This window comes from Desulforadius tongensis, assembly GCF_016907915.1.
Classification (GTDB): domain Bacteria; phylum Bacillota; class Desulfotomaculia; order Desulfotomaculales; family Desulfohalotomaculaceae; genus Desulforadius; species Desulforadius tongensis.
Genome location: NZ_JAFBCW010000001.1, coordinates 108,179 through 123,045, shown reverse-complemented (window position 1 = coordinate 123,045; position 14,867 = coordinate 108,179). Strand labels below are relative to the sequence as shown.

20 protein-coding genes are annotated in these 14,867 nt (G+C 53.6%); 19 read left to right on the top strand and 1 reads right to left on the bottom strand.

The genetic code is table 11. The features are described from left to right. Positions 1–53: 53 nt before the first annotated feature. The 4 genes from rpmE to prmC all read left to right on the top strand — a co-directional run bounded on the left by rpmE (position 54) and on the right by prmC (position 3,208). Positions 54–260, top strand: a complete 207-nt coding sequence (gene rpmE, locus JOC37_RS00560; protein ID WP_204614893.1) for a 50S ribosomal protein L31 — start codon at positions 54–56, stop codon at positions 258–260. A 142-nt stretch (positions 261–402) separates the two neighbouring features. Beyond that, complete coding sequence (locus JOC37_RS00555; protein ID WP_338017309.1) at positions 403–1,284, top strand: DUF1385 domain-containing protein; 882 nt, start codon at positions 403–405, stop codon at positions 1,282–1,284. Next, the gene (gene prfA / locus JOC37_RS00550) at positions 1,274–2,341 is read left to right on the top strand and encodes a peptide chain release factor 1 (protein WP_204614892.1); all 1,068 of its coding nucleotides are present in this window, start codon (positions 1,274–1,276) and stop codon (positions 2,339–2,341) included. Before JOC37_RS00555 ends, prfA begins: the two co-directional genes overlap by 11 nt. Before the next feature lie 6 nt (positions 2,342–2,347). Continuing rightward, a complete protein-coding gene (gene prmC / locus JOC37_RS00545) occupies positions 2,348–3,208 on the top strand; it encodes a peptide chain release factor N(5)-glutamine methyltransferase (protein WP_338017308.1) in 861 nt (286 codons plus the stop codon). A 1-nt stretch (position 3,209) separates the two neighbouring features. Here the strand turns inward: prmC and JOC37_RS00540 are convergent, their stop codons facing one another. Next, complete coding sequence (locus JOC37_RS00540; protein ID WP_204614891.1) at positions 3,210–3,893, bottom strand: nickel/cobalt transporter; 684 nt, start codon at positions 3,891–3,893, stop codon at positions 3,210–3,212. 152 nt (positions 3,894–4,045) lie between these two features. Between JOC37_RS00540 and JOC37_RS00535 the strand changes: the two genes are divergently transcribed. The 15 genes from JOC37_RS00535 (at position 4,046) to atpA (ending at position 14,858) form a co-directional block, all read left to right on the top strand. Then, positions 4,046–5,125, top strand: coding sequence for an L-threonylcarbamoyladenylate synthase (locus JOC37_RS00535; protein WP_204614890.1), 1,080 nt, complete (start codon positions 4,046–4,048; stop codon positions 5,123–5,125). A 52-nt stretch (positions 5,126–5,177) separates the two neighbouring features. Further along, positions 5,178–5,714: a manganese efflux pump MntP gene (locus JOC37_RS00530; protein WP_204614889.1), complete on the top strand. Its 537-nt coding sequence runs from the start codon at positions 5,178–5,180 to the stop codon at positions 5,712–5,714. A gap of 43 nt (positions 5,715–5,757) precedes the next feature. Then, positions 5,758–6,237 carry a low molecular weight protein arginine phosphatase gene (locus JOC37_RS00525; RefSeq protein ID WP_204614888.1) on the top strand — a complete coding sequence of 160 codons (480 nt, stop codon included), beginning with the start codon at positions 5,758–5,760 and terminating at the stop codon, positions 6,235–6,237. A gap of 83 nt (positions 6,238–6,320) precedes the next feature. Next, positions 6,321–6,773 carry a ribose 5-phosphate isomerase B gene (gene rpiB, locus JOC37_RS00520; protein WP_204614887.1) on the top strand — a complete coding sequence of 151 codons (453 nt, stop codon included), beginning with the start codon at positions 6,321–6,323 and terminating at the stop codon, positions 6,771–6,773. Positions 6,774–6,825: 52 nt separating this feature from the next. Then, on the top strand, positions 6,826–8,052 hold the full coding sequence (gene glyA / locus JOC37_RS00515; RefSeq protein ID WP_204614935.1) for a serine hydroxymethyltransferase: 1,227 nt from the start codon (positions 6,826–6,828) through the stop codon (positions 8,050–8,052). A 20-nt stretch (positions 8,053–8,072) separates the two neighbouring features. Next, positions 8,073–8,519 carry a deoxycytidylate deaminase gene (locus JOC37_RS00510; protein ID WP_204614934.1) on the top strand — a complete coding sequence of 149 codons (447 nt, stop codon included), beginning with the start codon at positions 8,073–8,075 and terminating at the stop codon, positions 8,517–8,519. Between the two features lie 120 nt (positions 8,520–8,639). Further along, the gene (locus tag JOC37_RS00505) at positions 8,640–9,002 is read left to right on the top strand and encodes a MazG-like family protein (protein WP_204614886.1); all 363 of its coding nucleotides are present in this window, start codon (positions 8,640–8,642) and stop codon (positions 9,000–9,002) included. A 1-nt stretch (position 9,003) separates the two neighbouring features. Continuing rightward, positions 9,004–10,167 (top strand): non-hydrolyzing UDP-N-acetylglucosamine 2-epimerase, encoded by a 1,164-nt coding sequence (wecB, locus tag JOC37_RS00500; RefSeq protein ID WP_204614885.1) that lies wholly within the window; start codon positions 9,004–9,006, stop codon positions 10,165–10,167. A 205-nt stretch (positions 10,168–10,372) separates the two neighbouring features. After that, the gene (locus tag JOC37_RS00495) at positions 10,373–10,666 is read left to right on the top strand and encodes an AtpZ/AtpI family protein (protein WP_338017307.1); all 294 of its coding nucleotides are present in this window, start codon (positions 10,373–10,375) and stop codon (positions 10,664–10,666) included. A gap of 1 nt (position 10,667) precedes the next feature. Then, a complete protein-coding gene (locus JOC37_RS00490) occupies positions 10,668–11,087 on the top strand; it encodes an ATP synthase subunit I (protein WP_204614884.1) in 420 nt (139 codons plus the stop codon). A gap of 18 nt (positions 11,088–11,105) precedes the next feature. Then, entirely contained in the window at positions 11,106–11,864 is a 759-nt protein-coding gene (gene atpB / locus JOC37_RS00485) for a F0F1 ATP synthase subunit A (RefSeq protein WP_204614883.1), read from the top strand. Between the two features lie 49 nt (positions 11,865–11,913). Continuing rightward, complete coding sequence (gene atpE / locus JOC37_RS00480; RefSeq protein WP_204614882.1) at positions 11,914–12,147, top strand: F0F1 ATP synthase subunit C; 234 nt, start codon at positions 11,914–11,916, stop codon at positions 12,145–12,147. 105 nt (positions 12,148–12,252) lie between these two features. Beyond that, entirely contained in the window at positions 12,253–12,792 is a 540-nt protein-coding gene (gene atpF, locus JOC37_RS00475; RefSeq protein ID WP_476580491.1) for a F0F1 ATP synthase subunit B, read from the top strand. After that, a complete protein-coding gene (locus tag JOC37_RS00470; protein WP_204614881.1) occupies positions 12,786–13,331 on the top strand; it encodes a F0F1 ATP synthase subunit delta in 546 nt (181 codons plus the stop codon). The genes atpF and JOC37_RS00470 overlap by 7 nt, the downstream gene beginning before the upstream one ends. Positions 13,332–13,352: 21 nt before the next feature. Further along, positions 13,353–14,858, top strand: a complete 1,506-nt coding sequence (atpA, locus tag JOC37_RS00465) for a F0F1 ATP synthase subunit alpha (protein ID WP_204614880.1) — start codon at positions 13,353–13,355, stop codon at positions 14,856–14,858. Positions 14,859–14,867 lie beyond the last annotated feature (9 nt).

The window sequence follows — 14,867 nt, the reverse complement described above, 5'->3', positions numbered from 1 at the left end:
TTTTGAAAACGATGCCTAAAATACCCCAAGTTTAATATAAAGAGGTGATTTCGGTGAAGGAAAAAATCCATCCTGAATACCACGAGGCAAAAGTAACCTGCGTGTGCGGCAACAGCTTTACCACCGGTTCAACCAAGAAGGAGCTGCGTGTAGACATCTGCTCAAACTGCCATCCCTTCTACACCGGGGCACAGCGCATGGTGGAAACCCGTGGCCGAGCAGAGAGATTCCGCAAAAAATACGGTTTGGATAAGAAGTAAAAGTGAACAGATAGCAGAGCAGAATGCTCTGCTATTTCTTTAGGTACTTAAACCCCCAAATACCAATTTTAATTTATAATATCAAAGCGGTGGCTTACTGCAAAAGACACCGGCTTAGTAACGCAAGAGGGGTGTTATTGAAGTGAAAGGCGGCTTTCAATACGGCGGCCAGGCAGTTATTGAAGGGGTAATGATGCGCGGTCCCAAAACCCGTTCCATTGCCGTGCGCAGGCCGGATAATTCCATCGTTACCGATAAGCGTCCCATCGGCTCCATTACCCAAAAACTGCCCTTTTTAAAATGGCCGGGCATTCGCGGGGTGGTGGTTCTCTTTGAATCCCTGGCCATGGGGCTGGAGGCGCTGAGCTATTCAGCCAGCCAGGCTGTAGATGAAGAGGAAGAGCTGACCAAAAAAGAAATGATTTTAACCATCCTGTTTGCCCTGGGGCTGGCCGTACTGCTGTTTGTGGTTCTGCCTACGGCGGTAACCCACTGGGCGGCGGCCGCAGTGCAAAATCCCTTCTGGAACAACGTCATAGAGGGAATAGTGCGCATCGGGGTGTTTTTGGCCTACGTGGTGGCCATATCCCGGGTGAAAGACATTCAGCGGGTGTTTCAATACCACGGTGCCGAACATAAAGTAATAAATGCCTACGAGGCGGGGGAACCGCTGGAAACGGAAAACGTACAGCGCTACTCTACACTGCACCCCCGGTGCGGCACCAGCTTTCTGCTCATTGTGATGGTGGTGAGCATATTTGTATTTGCCATTCTGGGGCACAACGAAGACATACTGTGGCGCGTGCTGTCCCGGGTACTGCTGCTGCCGGTGGTGGCGGGACTGTCGTACGAACTGCTTAAACTATCGGGCAGGTACGCCCATAACCGCCTGTGCAGAGCGGTCATTGCCCCCGGGCTGTGGCTGCAGAAACTGACCACCGGTGAACCGGACGACCGGCAGGTGGAGGTAGCCATTACAGCATTAAAGGCCGTTTTGGAGGAAGGTGAAACCCATGTTGGATAAGCTGGATCAATTGGAAGAAAAATATGAAGAGCTAAACAAACTAATCTCCGATCCGGAAGTAATAGCCGATCACAACCGCTGGCAGCAGTATGTGAAAAGTCACAACGAGCTGCAGGAAATAGTGGGAGTATATAGGCAGTACAAAAAAGTGCTGCAGGAGCTGGAAGACACCAAGCAGATGCTCAAAGAAAACCTGGACCCGGAACTGAAAGAAATGGCCGAAGCGGAGCAGCGGGAACTGAAGGAGAAAAAAGAGCAGTTGGAGCAGCAGCTGAAAGTGCTGCTGCTGCCCAAAGACCCCAACGACGAGAAAAACGTCATTGTGGAAATCAGAGCCGGTACCGGCGGGGAAGAAGCGGCGCTGTTTGCTGCCGACCTGTTCCGCATGTACAGCCGCTTTGCCGAAGAACGGGGTTGGAAAATTGACATCATGAATACCCACTACACGGATATGGATGGCATTAAAGAAATCGTTTTCATGGTGGTGGGTAAAGGTGCCTACAGCGCGCTGAAATTTGAAAGCGGTGTGCACCGGGTACAAAGGGTGCCGGTTACCGAAAGCGGTGGGCGCATTCACACCTCCGCCGCCACCGTGGCGGTAATGCCGGAGGCAGAAGAGGTAGAAATTGAAATTAACCCCAACGATATACGGATAGACCTGTTCTGTTCCAGCGGTCCGGGAGGTCAGTCGGTGAACACCACCCAGTCGGCGGTGCGGATTACCCACCTGCCCACGGGGATAGTTGTTTCCTGCCAGGACGAAAAGTCCCAGCACAAAAACAAAGACAAAGCCATGAAAGTGCTGCGGGCAAGATTGTATGAAAAGGCCCAGAGGGAACAGCAGGAGCAAATTGCCGGTGCCCGTAAATCAATGATCGGCAGCGGCGATCGCAGCGAGCGCATCCGCACCTACAATTTCCCGCAGAACCGGGTAACGGATCACCGCATCGGTTTAACGCTGCACCGGCTCGGTGAAGTGCTGCAGGGCCGGCTGGACGAAATTATAGAAGCGCTGACCACGGCGGAACAGGCCGAAAAACTGAAAGAGCTGGAGTAGAAAAACGTGCGATACACTAACATAGAAACAGCCCTGGCCGGTGCCAGGGCTTTGCTGCAGCAAAAAGACATCGAGCAGCCGCGGCTGGATGCCGAGGTACTGCTGGCCCACGTGCTGGGCTGCAGCCGGGCCGCTCTATATGCCGGTGCCCACCGCCGGCTGGAGCCGGGCCAGCTGCAGCACTACAACCGGCTGGTGCAGAAACGGGCCCAGGGCCACCCGGTGGCCTACCTGGTGGGGCATAAGGAATTTATGGGCCTGGATTTTACCGTTACCCCCGCGGTGCTGATTCCCCGGCCGGATACCGAGCTGCTGGTGGAAACGGCGGTACACCTGCTGTCAAAGCGTGCCGGCGGCCGGCCCCTGATGGTGGATGTGGGCACCGGCAGCGGTGCCATTGCGGTGAGTACCGCCCACCTGGTTCCAACCCTGCGGGTGCTGGCGGTGGACATTTCAGCCCCGGCCCTGGAAGTAGCCCAAAAAAACGCCCGCACCCACGCTGTGGATGACCGGGTGGTGTTTTTAAAGGGCAGCCTGCTGGAGCCGGTGATGGAGCGGCTGAACGGTGAGCCGGTGGACATAATTGCAGCTAACCTACCCTACGTGCCCAGCGGTGATATACCGGGCCTGTCCAGGGAAGTGCGGCGGGAACCGCTGCTGGCGCTGGACGGGGGCCCCGACGGCCTGGACCTTTACCGCCAGCTGATACCCCAGGCCCAAAAGCTAATTAAACCGGGGGGGCACCTGCTGCTGGAAATAGGCCCGGGACAGGGGGAAACGGCTCTAAACCTGCTTAATAATTGGCAGGCGAAGCTGTACCGCGACCTGGGCGGCAGGGAGCGCCTGATAGCGGCTGAAAAAAGATAATCTAAACCAGTAATGCCTTTACCGCCCCGTAACAGGTAAAGAAACCGATGGCGGCGATAATCCCCCCGCTTAAATTAGCCAGCCGGGACCAGCCCCGGCGGCCGGTTAAATTAACTGCACCTTTAGATAGCTTTAAAAGCGCCAACCCCACCGCTATTAACGCTGCCGCCCCGCCCACACCGAAGGCTACCACCAGCGCCATACCGCTGGCCAGCGCCCCGGTGCTGATGCTCATCAAAAGCACTGCCAGCGCGCTGGGACAGGGTATTAAACCGTTGGTTACCCCCAGCAGCACCAGGGTGGGCCACTCCACCGTGCTGCTGTCGGCGGGCAGGTGCCCGGTGCTGCAGCCGCAGCTGCACCCCGGCGCCCGCCGCAGCGCCATGCGCAGCCCGATGACGGTAATAAACAGCCCGGAAATCACCTTCAGCCACAGTTCCGTCCTTTCACCGGACATTCCCGTGGGCCCCGCTGCCGCCCCCAAAACACCATGGGCGGCCAGGGACATTATTACAATAACGCCGGTGTGAGTAACGGCGGAAGTAAGCCCCAGCACCACAGCGTGAACGGCCCGCCCCCGGGAAAGCACCAAATAAGCCCCCATAATACTTTTTCCGTGCCCCGGTTCCAGGGCATGCAGCGCCCCGATGCCGAAGGCAGAAACAAGCATAGCAATAAAACCCATGCCAACCCCCCGCTTAAAATATTGGCAGTTCCAAGGCCGGTGGCTTTTGCACCGGCATGAATTTCCGCTGCACTTATCCATATTTAACTGCTGCCGGTTTTATGCCAGCATATTTTGTGCTATACTACTGCGTGAGATGGGAGTGGCAGAAAATGCAAAAAAATAACACCCGGTACTGGAAAATCGACGATATCCACCGGGATAATCAAGCTATAAAAGAAGCCGGTGCCATCATTGCCCGGGGGGGACTGGTGGCCTTTCCCACCGAAACGGTATACGGCCTGGGAGCCAATGCCCTGGATGGGAAAGCGGTAAAAAAAATATTTAAAGCCAAAGGCCGTCCTTCAGACAACCCGCTGATAGTGCATGTGGCCGGTATCGACGAAGTAAAAAAACTATCCGCGGGCTGCAGCCCCAGGGCGTTAAAACTGATGCACACCTTTTGGCCGGGGCCGCTGACGCTGGTGCTGCCCAAAAGCCGGCTTGTACCCCCCGAAGTAACCGGCGGGTTAAACACGGTGGCGGTGCGCATGCCCGACCACCCGGTGGCCAGGCAGTTAATTGCCGCGGCGGGGGTGCCGGTGGCCGCCCCCAGTGCCAATCTGTCCGGCAGTCCCAGCCCCACCACCGCCCGCCACGTGCTGGAAGACCTGGCGGGGCGCGTTGACGGCGTGCTGGACGGCGGGCCCTCCAACCTGGGAGTGGAATCCACCGTGCTGGATATCAGCACCGGTGAACCGGTTATTCTGCGCCCCGGCGGGATCACCGCTGAACAGCTGATTCCGGTGATCGGGCAGGTAAAATATGCTGCTGCCCTGGAAAAAGACCGGCAAAACATCAAACCCCGCTCACCGGGATTAAAATACAAACACTACGCGCCCAAAGCCGGCGTGGTGCTGCTGGAAGGCAGGGCGGAGGACATTGCCCGGCACACCGAAGAGCTGATTAAACGTTATCAGGGGGAAAATAAAAAAGTGGGTGTTTTGGCCAGCGCAGAAAATGCCCGCCGCTACCGGGGGGCAGAGGTGCTGTCTTACGGCAGCCGCGGCAATCCCGCTGCTGCTGCCGCCGTTCTTTACGCAGCCCTGCGCCGGTTTGACATGCTGGGCGTTGATGTCATCATAGCCGAGGGAATGCCCGATACCGGCCTGGGCAGAGCGGTAATGGATCGTTTAAGAAGAGCCGCCGGGAAGATAGTAAAAGCTGCAGCGGCCGAAACTGATACTTTTTAACCCGCCTACATAAACTAAAACTCGGGCGGAGTGATAAATACGGAGGTACATAATGAGTCTGGTAACCCTGTTTCTGCTGGCGGCGGCACTGGGCACCGATGCCATGTCCCTGTGCGTGGGTATCGGTATGTCCGGTGTTTTACGGCGGCAGGTTTATGTTCTTACCTTTACCATAGCGGTGTTTCACGTCATTATGCCCATTGCCGGCTACTATGCGGGCGAGCTGGTGGGAAGATACATCGGTCGTGCCGCCGCCATAGCCGGTGCGCTGCTGCTCATATACCTGGGAGTGAAAATGATTAAAGATATGCTCTCTGAAGAAGAGGAGCAGAAAATACTGCTGGCCAACACCGGGGGCCTGGTGATGCTGGCGGCCAGCGTGAGCATGGACGCCTTAAGCGTGGGCTTTACCCTGGGCACCCGGACGGTAAATCTTTATCAAGCCGCTGCTGTAATGGGAGCGGTGGCCGGAATGATGACCTACGCCGGGCTGACCTTCGGGCGCTATGTGGGAAACAAAATAGGCCGGCGGGCGCAGATGGCGGGGGGAATAATTCTGATCGGGATAGGTATTAAGCTGTTTTTCTAAAACAATAAACCCGTATTATGGAAGGCGAGGTGATGGTAAAAGAATGAAAATCCTGTTTGTGTGCACCGGCAACACCTGCCGCAGCAGCATGGCCGAAGGATTGGCCAGGGCCATACTGGCCGGGCGGGGCCTAGATACGGAAATAGAAGTTATATCTGCCGGCACCATGGCCTGGCCGGGCAGCCCGGCGGCGGAACAGGCGGTGCAAGCCCTGGCCGAAAGGGGTATAGACATAAAAAAACACCGGGCAGCGGCGCTGAGCGAAGAACTGGTAAAATCTGCCGACCTGATACTGACCATGACCTCTGCCCAAAAACAGCAGGTGCTTGAGCTTTCTCCGGAAGCGGCAGAGAAAACATACACCCTGTCCCATTATGCCGGGGAAACCGGGGATATACCGGATCCGGTGGGACAGCCGGTGGAAGTATACAAAAGCTGTGCCGACAAATTGGAACAGCTGCTGGAAAAAGCCCTGGACAGGCTGTGGGACAATGAAGGAAAAAGTAATTTAAATACAGAATAAAAACAAAAACATTATTCAGCGCAGGTTAAAAAGCTGCCGGCCCAGCAGAATAACTTTTTTAGAATAGAATAGGAGTGACACAATTGAAACTGGCTATCGGCTGCGACCACGCAGGATACGAGCTGAAAAACGAAATAATCCAGTACCTGAAGAACTTTGACGGAGTAGAAGTGGAAGACCACGGTACATATTCCGGGGACTCGGTGGACTACCCGGATTTAGCGCTGAAAGTGGCCGAGGCGGTGGCTTTTGGCGATGCCGAAAGAGGGATCGTTATCTGCGGCACCGGCATCGGCATAAGTATTGCCGCCAACAAAGTGCCCGGCATCAGGGCGGCTAACTGCCACGATCAATACACAGCTCAAATGTGCCGGGAGCACAACAACGCTAACATTTTAGCCTTTGGTTCCCGGGTAATAACCGCCCAAACAGCTAAAGAACTGGTTAAAACCTTTTTAGAAACAGACTTTGCCGGCGGCAGGCACCAGCGCCGGGTGGATAAAATTACCGGCATAGAGCAGAAGTATAGTAAGTAGAGCAAGCTAATTCTGGAGAGGAGAAGAGAAATTGGTAGATGTGAGACATTTAATGGAAACAGACCCCGAACTTTACCAGGCCATATCCAAGGAGATTGACCGCCAGCGCAGCACCATTGAACTGATTGCCTCAGAAAACTTTGTCAGCCGGGCGGTGATGGAAGCCCAGGGCTCAGTGCTGACCAACAAATATGCCGAGGGCTACCCGGGCAGGCGCTACTACGGCGGCTGTCAATTTGTGGATATTGCCGAAGAACTGGCCAGGGAGCGGTTGAAAAAACTCTTTGGTGCCGAGCATGTTAACGTGCAGCCCCACTCCGGGGCCAACGCCAACTTTGCGGTGTACCTGGCGCTGCTGAAACCGGGGGATACCATACTGGGTATGAACCTGGCCCACGGCGGCCACCTTACCCACGGCAGCCCGGTAAACGTATCCGGTAAATATTTCAATATCGTGGCCTACGGTGTGGATGAGCGCACCCAGCGCATCGACTACGACCGGCTGCGCGAACTGGCTCTAAAACACCGGCCCAAAATGATTGTGGCCGGCGCCAGCGCCTATCCGCGGGAAATAGATTTTGCCAAAATGGCTGAAATTGCCCGGGAAGCGGGGGCCTACCTAATGGTGGATATGGCCCACATTGCCGGCCTGTGTGCCGCCGGTCTGCACATCAACCCGGTGCCCTATGCCGATGTGGTAACCACCACCACCCACAAAACGCTGCGCGGTCCCCGGGGCGGTGCCATACTGTGCAAAGAAAAATATGCCAAAGATATAGATAAAGCGGTATTCCCCGGCAGCCAGGGCGGCCCGCTGATGCACGTTATTGCCGCCAAGGCAGCGGCCTTTGGGGAAGCGCTGAAGCCGGAATTTAAAGCCTACCAGCAGCAGATAGTAAACAACGCCCAAACCCTGGCCCAATCCCTGCAGGAACGGGGCTTCAACCTGGTATCCGGCGGCACCGACAACCACCTGGTGCTGGTTGACTTAAGGGCCAACGGTGTAACCGGTAAAGAGGCGGAAAAACTGCTGGAAGAAGTGGGAGTAACGGTGAACAAAAACGCCATTCCCTTTGACCCGGAAAAACCCTTCGTAACCAGCGGCATTCGTTTGGGCACCCCTGCCGTAACCAGCCGGGGAATGAAAGAAGAAGACATGAAGGTAATAGCGGAAATTATAGATAAAGCCATCAACCAGAAAGACAACCGGGAAGCAGTGGCAGAAGCCAAAGAACTGGCCGCCGGCCTGTGCCAAAAGTACCCGCTGTACCGGTGGTAGTTAGTGATGGGGTGGATAGTATGCGCCCGGATTGGGATCAATATTTTATGGATATAACCAAGGTGGTGGCTTCCCGCTCAACCTGCCTCCGCCGCAGGGTGGGAGCGGTGCTGGTAAAGGACAACCACATACTGGCCAGCGGCTACAACGGTGCCCCCTCCGGGCTGAAACACTGCCTGGAAACGGGATGCCTGCGCCGGGAACAGGGCATACCCTCCGGTCAAAGGCACGAGCTGTGCCGGGGACTGCACGCGGAGCAAAACGCCCTCCTCCAGGCAGCGGTGCACGGGGTGGCCATAAAAGGCGCCACCCTTTACTCCACCACTCAACCATGCGTGCTGTGCGCTAAAATGATTATCAACGCCGGGATAAAAAGAGTGGTGTTCGCCGGCGATTACCCCGATGAACTATCCCTGGAAATGTTTAAAGAAGCGGGGATAGAACTGGTACAGTTCCATGCCCGATAAAGCAGCCGGGGGCAGAAGTGAGCGCTGCGGCAGGAATTTCGTTTTTAAAGTAGAATTAATTACCCGGCACCTGTATATTTAAAACTTAACTGGAAAATAATAGATGAGATGGTGAAGGTAATGCAGACTAAAAAAGTGACGCTGCCCAAGCTGAATAACCTTTCACCGACCCTGGAATCCACCGCCCTGAAACTGATGGAGGAGGCGGGGGAGCTGGCTCAGGCCATCGGCAAACTGCGGGGAATGAGCGGTGAAGCCTCCCGCCTGGATGAAAAACAGGTTATGCAGGTGATTTCCAGAGAACTGCTGGATGTAGCCCAAACGGCGGTGTCCATGATGTTTGTGCTGGAAGAACAGTACGGTGTGGATATAGACGCGCTGCACCAGGAACACGTGGAAAAATTAAAACGAAAGGGTTACATTGTGGATACCCAGGCTGCAGGCGGCACCACCAGGGAAATAAAGGCGGCAGGGGAGAAATAAAATGCTAAAAGTATTAACCATATTCGGAACTCGCCCGGAGGCTATAAAAATGGCACCGCTGGTGCTGGAACTGCAGAAAACCGAAGGCATTCAATGCAGCGTTGCCGTTACCGCCCAGCACCGGGAAATGCTGGACCGGGTGCTGGAACTTTTCCGCATCAAACCGGAATACGACCTGAACATTATGCAGGCCGGTCAGACGCTGTTTGATATCACCAACCGGGCTTTGGCCGGCCTGCAGGAGGTAATGCACCGGGCTCGGCCGGACCTGGTACTGGTGCACGGTGACACCACCACCACCTTTGCTGCTTCGCTGGCCGCCTTTTACCGGCAGATACCGGTGGGGCATGTGGAGGCGGGTCTGCGCACCAACAACAAATACTCCCCCTACCCGGAGGAAATGAACCGGCGGCTTACCGGGGTGCTGGCGGATATACACTTTGCCCCCACGGAAACCGCCCGGGAAAACCTGCTGCGGGAAGGGGTCAGCGGGGAAAAAATATATGTCACCGGCAACACCGTTATCGATGCCCTGAAAGCGGCGGTGCGGGATAACTACACATTCAACATTCCCGAACTGGACGGCATAGACTTTGCCCGCCGCCGGGTGCTGCTGGTAACCACTCACCGCCGGGAAAACCTCGGCCGTCCCATGCGGGACATATACGCTGCCTTAAAGGAAATAGTCAGCGATTACCCCGATGTGGAAATAGTATTTCCCATGCATAAAAACCCGGCCGTGCGCCGGGCGGTAAGGGATGTGCTGGGAGATTTACCGCGGGTTCATCTAATCGAACCGTTGGATTACCAACCTTTTATCAATCTCATGCAGCGCTGCTACCTGGTGCTTACCGATTCCGGCGGCATGCAGGAGGAAGCCCCGGCGCTGGGCAAACCGGTGCTGGTGCTGAGGGACACCACCGAGCGGCCGGAGGCGGTGCGGGCGGGAACGGTGCGGTTGATTGGCACGGCCAGAGAAAGTGTAAGCAGGCAGACCAGGGAACTTTTGGACAATCCGAAGGCTTACAACAGCATGGCAGAGGCAGTAAACCCCTACGGGGATGGAAGGGCATCGGCCAGAATAACCCAGGCTATTTGTTACAAATGGAACATATCCAGCAGGCCGCCGGAGCAGTTTATTATTAAAAATAATTGTAAAAACTAGAAGATTATTTCACTATCATTAGAATTTGTTAAAATAGTCGATAAATTTCGTAAAAAAATAAAAATTAGTTACCTCGGCGGAAGGAATAATCTAATTAATGTAGAATTTGTCTCTTGTCAAAAGTTCTGATTTGTCAGAAACAGAAGGTTCTGATAAATATAAAGGCCCTTTGGCTTACAAATTATCCATTTAATGGTATTAAATTGTGAAAAAAGGAGTTAATGGAGACATAAATAACCGGGATAAGCGTACAAATAAAAATGGATTGAAAAAAGGTTCACCTTTACAAGCCCTGGCCATAACCACCACCATCGGGATGGAGCTGGCCATTACCTCGGTGCTGGGGTTCTACGGCGGCAGGTACATAGACCACAGGTTGGATACCGCCCCGGTGTTTTTGATTATCGGCCTGCTGGCGGGTTTGGCCGTTGGTGTAATGGGCATAATTAATACACTGAATGCGTTTTTTAAAGATAAACAGGACAAGGGTGTGAAGTGAAATGCTGGATTTGCACAAAGCCCGCAGCTTAAACGTGCAGCTGGCCCGCACCATTAAGTTTACCGGTATAGTGGGATTCGTTTTTTCCCTGGGCTTGATTTTAGAACCCTCTTCTCCCTTTAGGTGGGGGCTGGTTATCGGCACGGTGGTTGGGGTGGTAAATTCGGTACTGATATACAACCGCATGAAGCATATTGCCGATATGCCCTTTGAAAAGGCGGTGGCCTTTATGCGCATGGGCTTTTTCATGCGGCTTTTAATGATTATGGCCGTGCTTTTCCTGGCCATCAGGTTCGATGCGCTGGATATATACGGGGTGGCTTTCGGTATATTTGTGGCCCCCATGATAACAATGATAGATTTTAACATCAGCCTGCTGAATGATTACAAAGCTTACCTGGTATTAAAAAATAAAAATTAGCGTGAAAGGGGGGAGAATATGAAGAGTTTAGAGCAGGTCCATGAGGAAATAGGAGTGCTCTGGGAGAAAATTTTAGGGGAAGCAGCCCACGGCCCCACTCACCTGGGTACGGTGGCGGGCTATTCCATTGATGTCAACGTTAAAACAATAGTGATGACCTGGATTGTAATGGCTATTGTGGCGCTGGTTGGTGTGCTGGCCACCAGGAATTTAAGCATGGATAAGCCCAGCCGGCTGCAGGTGGTATACGAGTCGGTCTACGAATACTTAAAGGGACTAATTTTTGACAACATCACCAGCGATAAACGCGCCGCTTCCATGGTTACATTTATTGTTACATTATTTACCTTTCTCTGGTTTGCCAATATGCTGGGCTTAGTGCCCACTATGATGTCGCCCACGGCGGATGTAAATACAACCATGGGGCTGGCCTTAATGGTGTTTTTTACCACACAGTTCCTTGGCCTGAAGGATAAGGGGTTGGGTCACTTTAAGCATTTTGTTGAACCCTTCCCGTTCTTCCTGCCGCTGGTGATAGTGGAGGAACTGGCCAAGCCGGTAACACTGGCCTTCCGTCTTTTCGGTAACATTTACGCCGGTGAGGTGCTGATCGCGGTGCTGCTGGGCTTGATACCGTTAAGCGGATCGCTGATGGGCGGGTTTATTCCCTCTGTTATCTGGCTGGCGTTCAGTATCTTTGTTGGTACTATCCAAGCCTTCATTTTCAGCATGTTAACCATTATTTACACATCACAAGCCGTTAACAAGCACCACTAAAAAAAGGTGAAGTTTAAAAGATTTTACTTTTGAAAGGAGGGGAATGCAAATGGAATTAAATGCTGCTGCTGCTCTGGGTGCTGCCCTGGCTGTAGGTCTGGCATCTCTGGGTGCCGGTATCGGTGACGGTCTGGTTACCGGTAAAACCGTAGAAGGTATCGCTCGTCAGCCTGAAGCAAGAGGTGTACTGCAAACCACCATGTTCATCTCTGTAGGTTTGATCGAGGCCCTTCCCATTATCGCAGTTGTTATCGCGTTCATGCTGATGGGTAAAGCTGCTTAATTGTACTTATTTCTTGCTTATAAGCAAAGGGCGCCATAGCAGGTTTGGCCAACAAACCTGCTATCGCCTTAATTTGTCCCGCTGATGATGGAAGGAGGGGAACAAGTGGAACTGCAAGCCATTGAAGTTGCCCGGTCAGCTGCGGAGGGCGGCGGCCCGCTGCTGTTTAACGCCACCCTTTTAGCCCAGATTTTTCACTTTGTAATACTGTTAATTTTCCTGCGTGTTGTTGTTTGGAAACCGCTGATCGGGGTAATTGAAAAACGTAAAGAGAAGATTGGCAGCGACATCGCGGCTGCAGAAAAAGACCGCCGGGAGGCCGAAAAGCTGCGGGCCGAACTTGATGCCCAGCTGGCCAAGGCGAAAGAAGAGGCCCAGGCTATCATACAAAGGGCCACTAAGTCCGCTGAAGAAGAAGCGGCCAAAATTGTTGAATCAGCTAAATCTGAAGCAACCCGTATTAAAGAAAGCGCCCTGCAGGATATTCAAATGGAGCGCGAAAAGGCTGTTGCCGAGCTTAAAAATGAAGTGGCCAGCCTGTCAATTTTAATTGCCAATAAAGTTGTTTCTGAAAAAATTACCGATGACGTGCAGGACGATCTGGTGAAAAAGTTTATTGACGAAGCAGGTAAGTTGCCATGTTAAGGGGGGCTGTGGCAAGAAGATATGCCCAGGCCCTTTATGAAATTGCCGTTGCAAACAATGGCCTGGATGCATTAGAAGCAGAGTTGAAGGCGGTAAACGCGGTCATTGAAGGGGAACAGGGTCTGCAGAAAATCCTCTTTCACCCCCAAATTACCACGGCGGAGAAAAAGCAGGTTGTTTCCCAGCTGTTTGAAGGCCGCGTTTCTGAAACTACAATAAACTTTTTATACCTGATCGTTGATCGTCATCGCGAAGCCTATTTAAGTGATATTGTGGAAGAATTTATCAACCAGGCCAACGAAGCCCGCAACAGGGTTGATGCAGAGGTAATATCTGCCAAAGAACTCACTGCGGAGCAGAAGAAAAGCCTGGCCGGAGTATTGAACCGCCTGGCCGGTAAAGAGGTGAGCCCGGAATACAAGGTGGATGCCTCTTTAATTGGCGGCCTGGTGGTACGCATTGGGGATAAAGTTATCGACGGCAGTGTTAAACATAAACTTGAGTCCCTTAAGCAGAGCCTGATGTCCAAAACTAGTTAGTAGATAGGGGTGAACCAGTAGATGAATTTGCGACCTGAAGAGATCAGCTCTATTATCAGGCAGCAGATCGATAAATACCAGGCCCAGATTGAGGCTACCGACGTTGGCACCGTTATTCAGGTTGGTGACGGTATTGCCCGTGTATACGGCCTGGAAGAATGTATGGCCAGTGAGCTGCTGGAATTCCCCGGTGGCACCCTGGGTATGGCCCTGAACCTGGAAGAAGACAACATTGGCTGCGTTATCCTGGGCCCATACACACACATTAAAGAGGGTGACACCGTTAAGCGCACCGGTCGTATTATCTCCGTTCCCGTTGGTGACGCTCTGATCGGCCGGGTTGTCAACCCGTTGGGGCAGCCCATCGACGGTAAGGGAGAAATTAAGTCTGATAAATTCCGTCCCATTGAACGTATTGCTCCAGGTGTTATTACCCGTAAGTCAGTTCACCAGCCCATGCAGACCGGTCTGAAAGCTATCGACTCCATGATTCCCATCGGCCGGGGCCAGCGGGAGTTAATCATTGGTGACCGTCAAACCGGTAAAACCGCCATCGCGGTGGACACCATCATCAACCAAAAAGGCCAGGATATGATTTGTATCTACGTGGCCGTGGGCCAGAAAGCTTCCACCGTGGCCAACGTAATCAGCGTGCTGGAAGCCAAGGGCGCCATGGAGTACACCATTGTGGTGGCCGCTAACGCTTCTGAACCTTCACCGCTCTTGTACATCGCGCCTTATGCCGGTTGTGCCATCGGTGAAGAATTCATGGAGCAGGGTAAGGACGTGCTGGTAATTTACGACGACCTTACCAAGCAGGCCAACGCTTACCGTGAACTGTCGCTGCTGCTGCGCCGTCCCCCCGGACGTGAAGCGTTCCCCGGTGACGTGTTCTACCTGCACTCCCGCCTGCTGGAACGGGCAGCTAAGATGAGCGACGAGTACGGCGGCGGTTCATTGACCGCCCTGCCCATTATTGAAACCCAGGCCGGTGACGTGTCAGCGTACATTCCCACCAACGTTATCTCTATTACCGACGGTCAGATCTTTTTGGATTCAGACCTGTTCAACTCCGGTATGCGGCCGGCGGTTGACGTGGGCTTGTCGGTATCCCGGGTTGGTGGTGCGGCACAAATTAAAGCCATGAAGCAGGTGGCCGGTACACTGCGTTTGGATTTGGCCCAGTACCGTGAGCTGGCCGCTTTTGCCCAGTTCGGTTCCGACCTGGATAAGGCCACCCAGGCCCGTTTGAACCGCGGTGCCCGCTCCATGGAAATCCTGAAGCAGGGTCAGTATCAGCCCATGCCCGTTGAAGAGCAGGTGGTATCCATCTTTACTGCCGTGCGCGGTTACCTGGATGACCTGCCGGTGGAAAAGGTACGCCCCTTTGAACAGGGTTTCCTGCAGTACGTGAAGAGCGAGCATGCGGAAATTCTCAAGTCCATTAGGGAAGAAAAGCAGTTAAAACCGGAGATTGAAGAAAAACTGAAGGCGGCCATAGAAGAGTTTAAAAAGACCTTTGTATAGGCAGTATAA

Excerpts from the sequence above, each read along its gene's own strand:
- prfA (WP_204614892.1), top strand. The coding sequence starts at position 1,274 with ATGTTGGATAAGCTGGATCAATTGGAAGAAAAATATGAAGAGCTAAAC.
- JOC37_RS00540 (WP_204614891.1), bottom strand. The coding sequence starts at position 3,893 with ATGGGTTTTATTGCTATGCTTGTTTCTGCCTTCGGCATCGGGGCGCTG.
- JOC37_RS00535 (WP_204614890.1), top strand. The coding sequence starts at position 4,046 with ATGCAAAAAAATAACACCCGGTACTGGAAAATCGACGATATCCACCGG.
- JOC37_RS00530 (WP_204614889.1), top strand. The coding sequence starts at position 5,178 with ATGAGTCTGGTAACCCTGTTTCTGCTGGCGGCGGCACTGGGCACCGAT.
- JOC37_RS00525 (WP_204614888.1), top strand. The coding sequence starts at position 5,758 with ATGAAAATCCTGTTTGTGTGCACCGGCAACACCTGCCGCAGCAGCATG.
- glyA (WP_204614935.1), top strand. The coding sequence starts at position 6,826 with ATGGAAACAGACCCCGAACTTTACCAGGCCATATCCAAGGAGATTGAC.
- JOC37_RS00510 (WP_204614934.1), top strand. The coding sequence starts at position 8,073 with ATGCGCCCGGATTGGGATCAATATTTTATGGATATAACCAAGGTGGTG.
- JOC37_RS00505 (WP_204614886.1), top strand. The coding sequence starts at position 8,640 with ATGCAGACTAAAAAAGTGACGCTGCCCAAGCTGAATAACCTTTCACCG.
- wecB (WP_204614885.1), top strand. The coding sequence starts at position 9,004 with ATGCTAAAAGTATTAACCATATTCGGAACTCGCCCGGAGGCTATAAAA.
- JOC37_RS00490 (WP_204614884.1), top strand. The coding sequence starts at position 10,668 with ATGCTGGATTTGCACAAAGCCCGCAGCTTAAACGTGCAGCTGGCCCGC.
- atpB (WP_204614883.1), top strand. The coding sequence starts at position 11,106 with ATGAAGAGTTTAGAGCAGGTCCATGAGGAAATAGGAGTGCTCTGGGAG.
- atpE (WP_204614882.1), top strand. The coding sequence starts at position 11,914 with ATGGAATTAAATGCTGCTGCTGCTCTGGGTGCTGCCCTGGCTGTAGGT.
- JOC37_RS00470 (WP_204614881.1), top strand. The coding sequence starts at position 12,786 with ATGTTAAGGGGGGCTGTGGCAAGAAGATATGCCCAGGCCCTTTATGAA.
- atpA (WP_204614880.1), top strand. The coding sequence starts at position 13,353 with ATGAATTTGCGACCTGAAGAGATCAGCTCTATTATCAGGCAGCAGATC.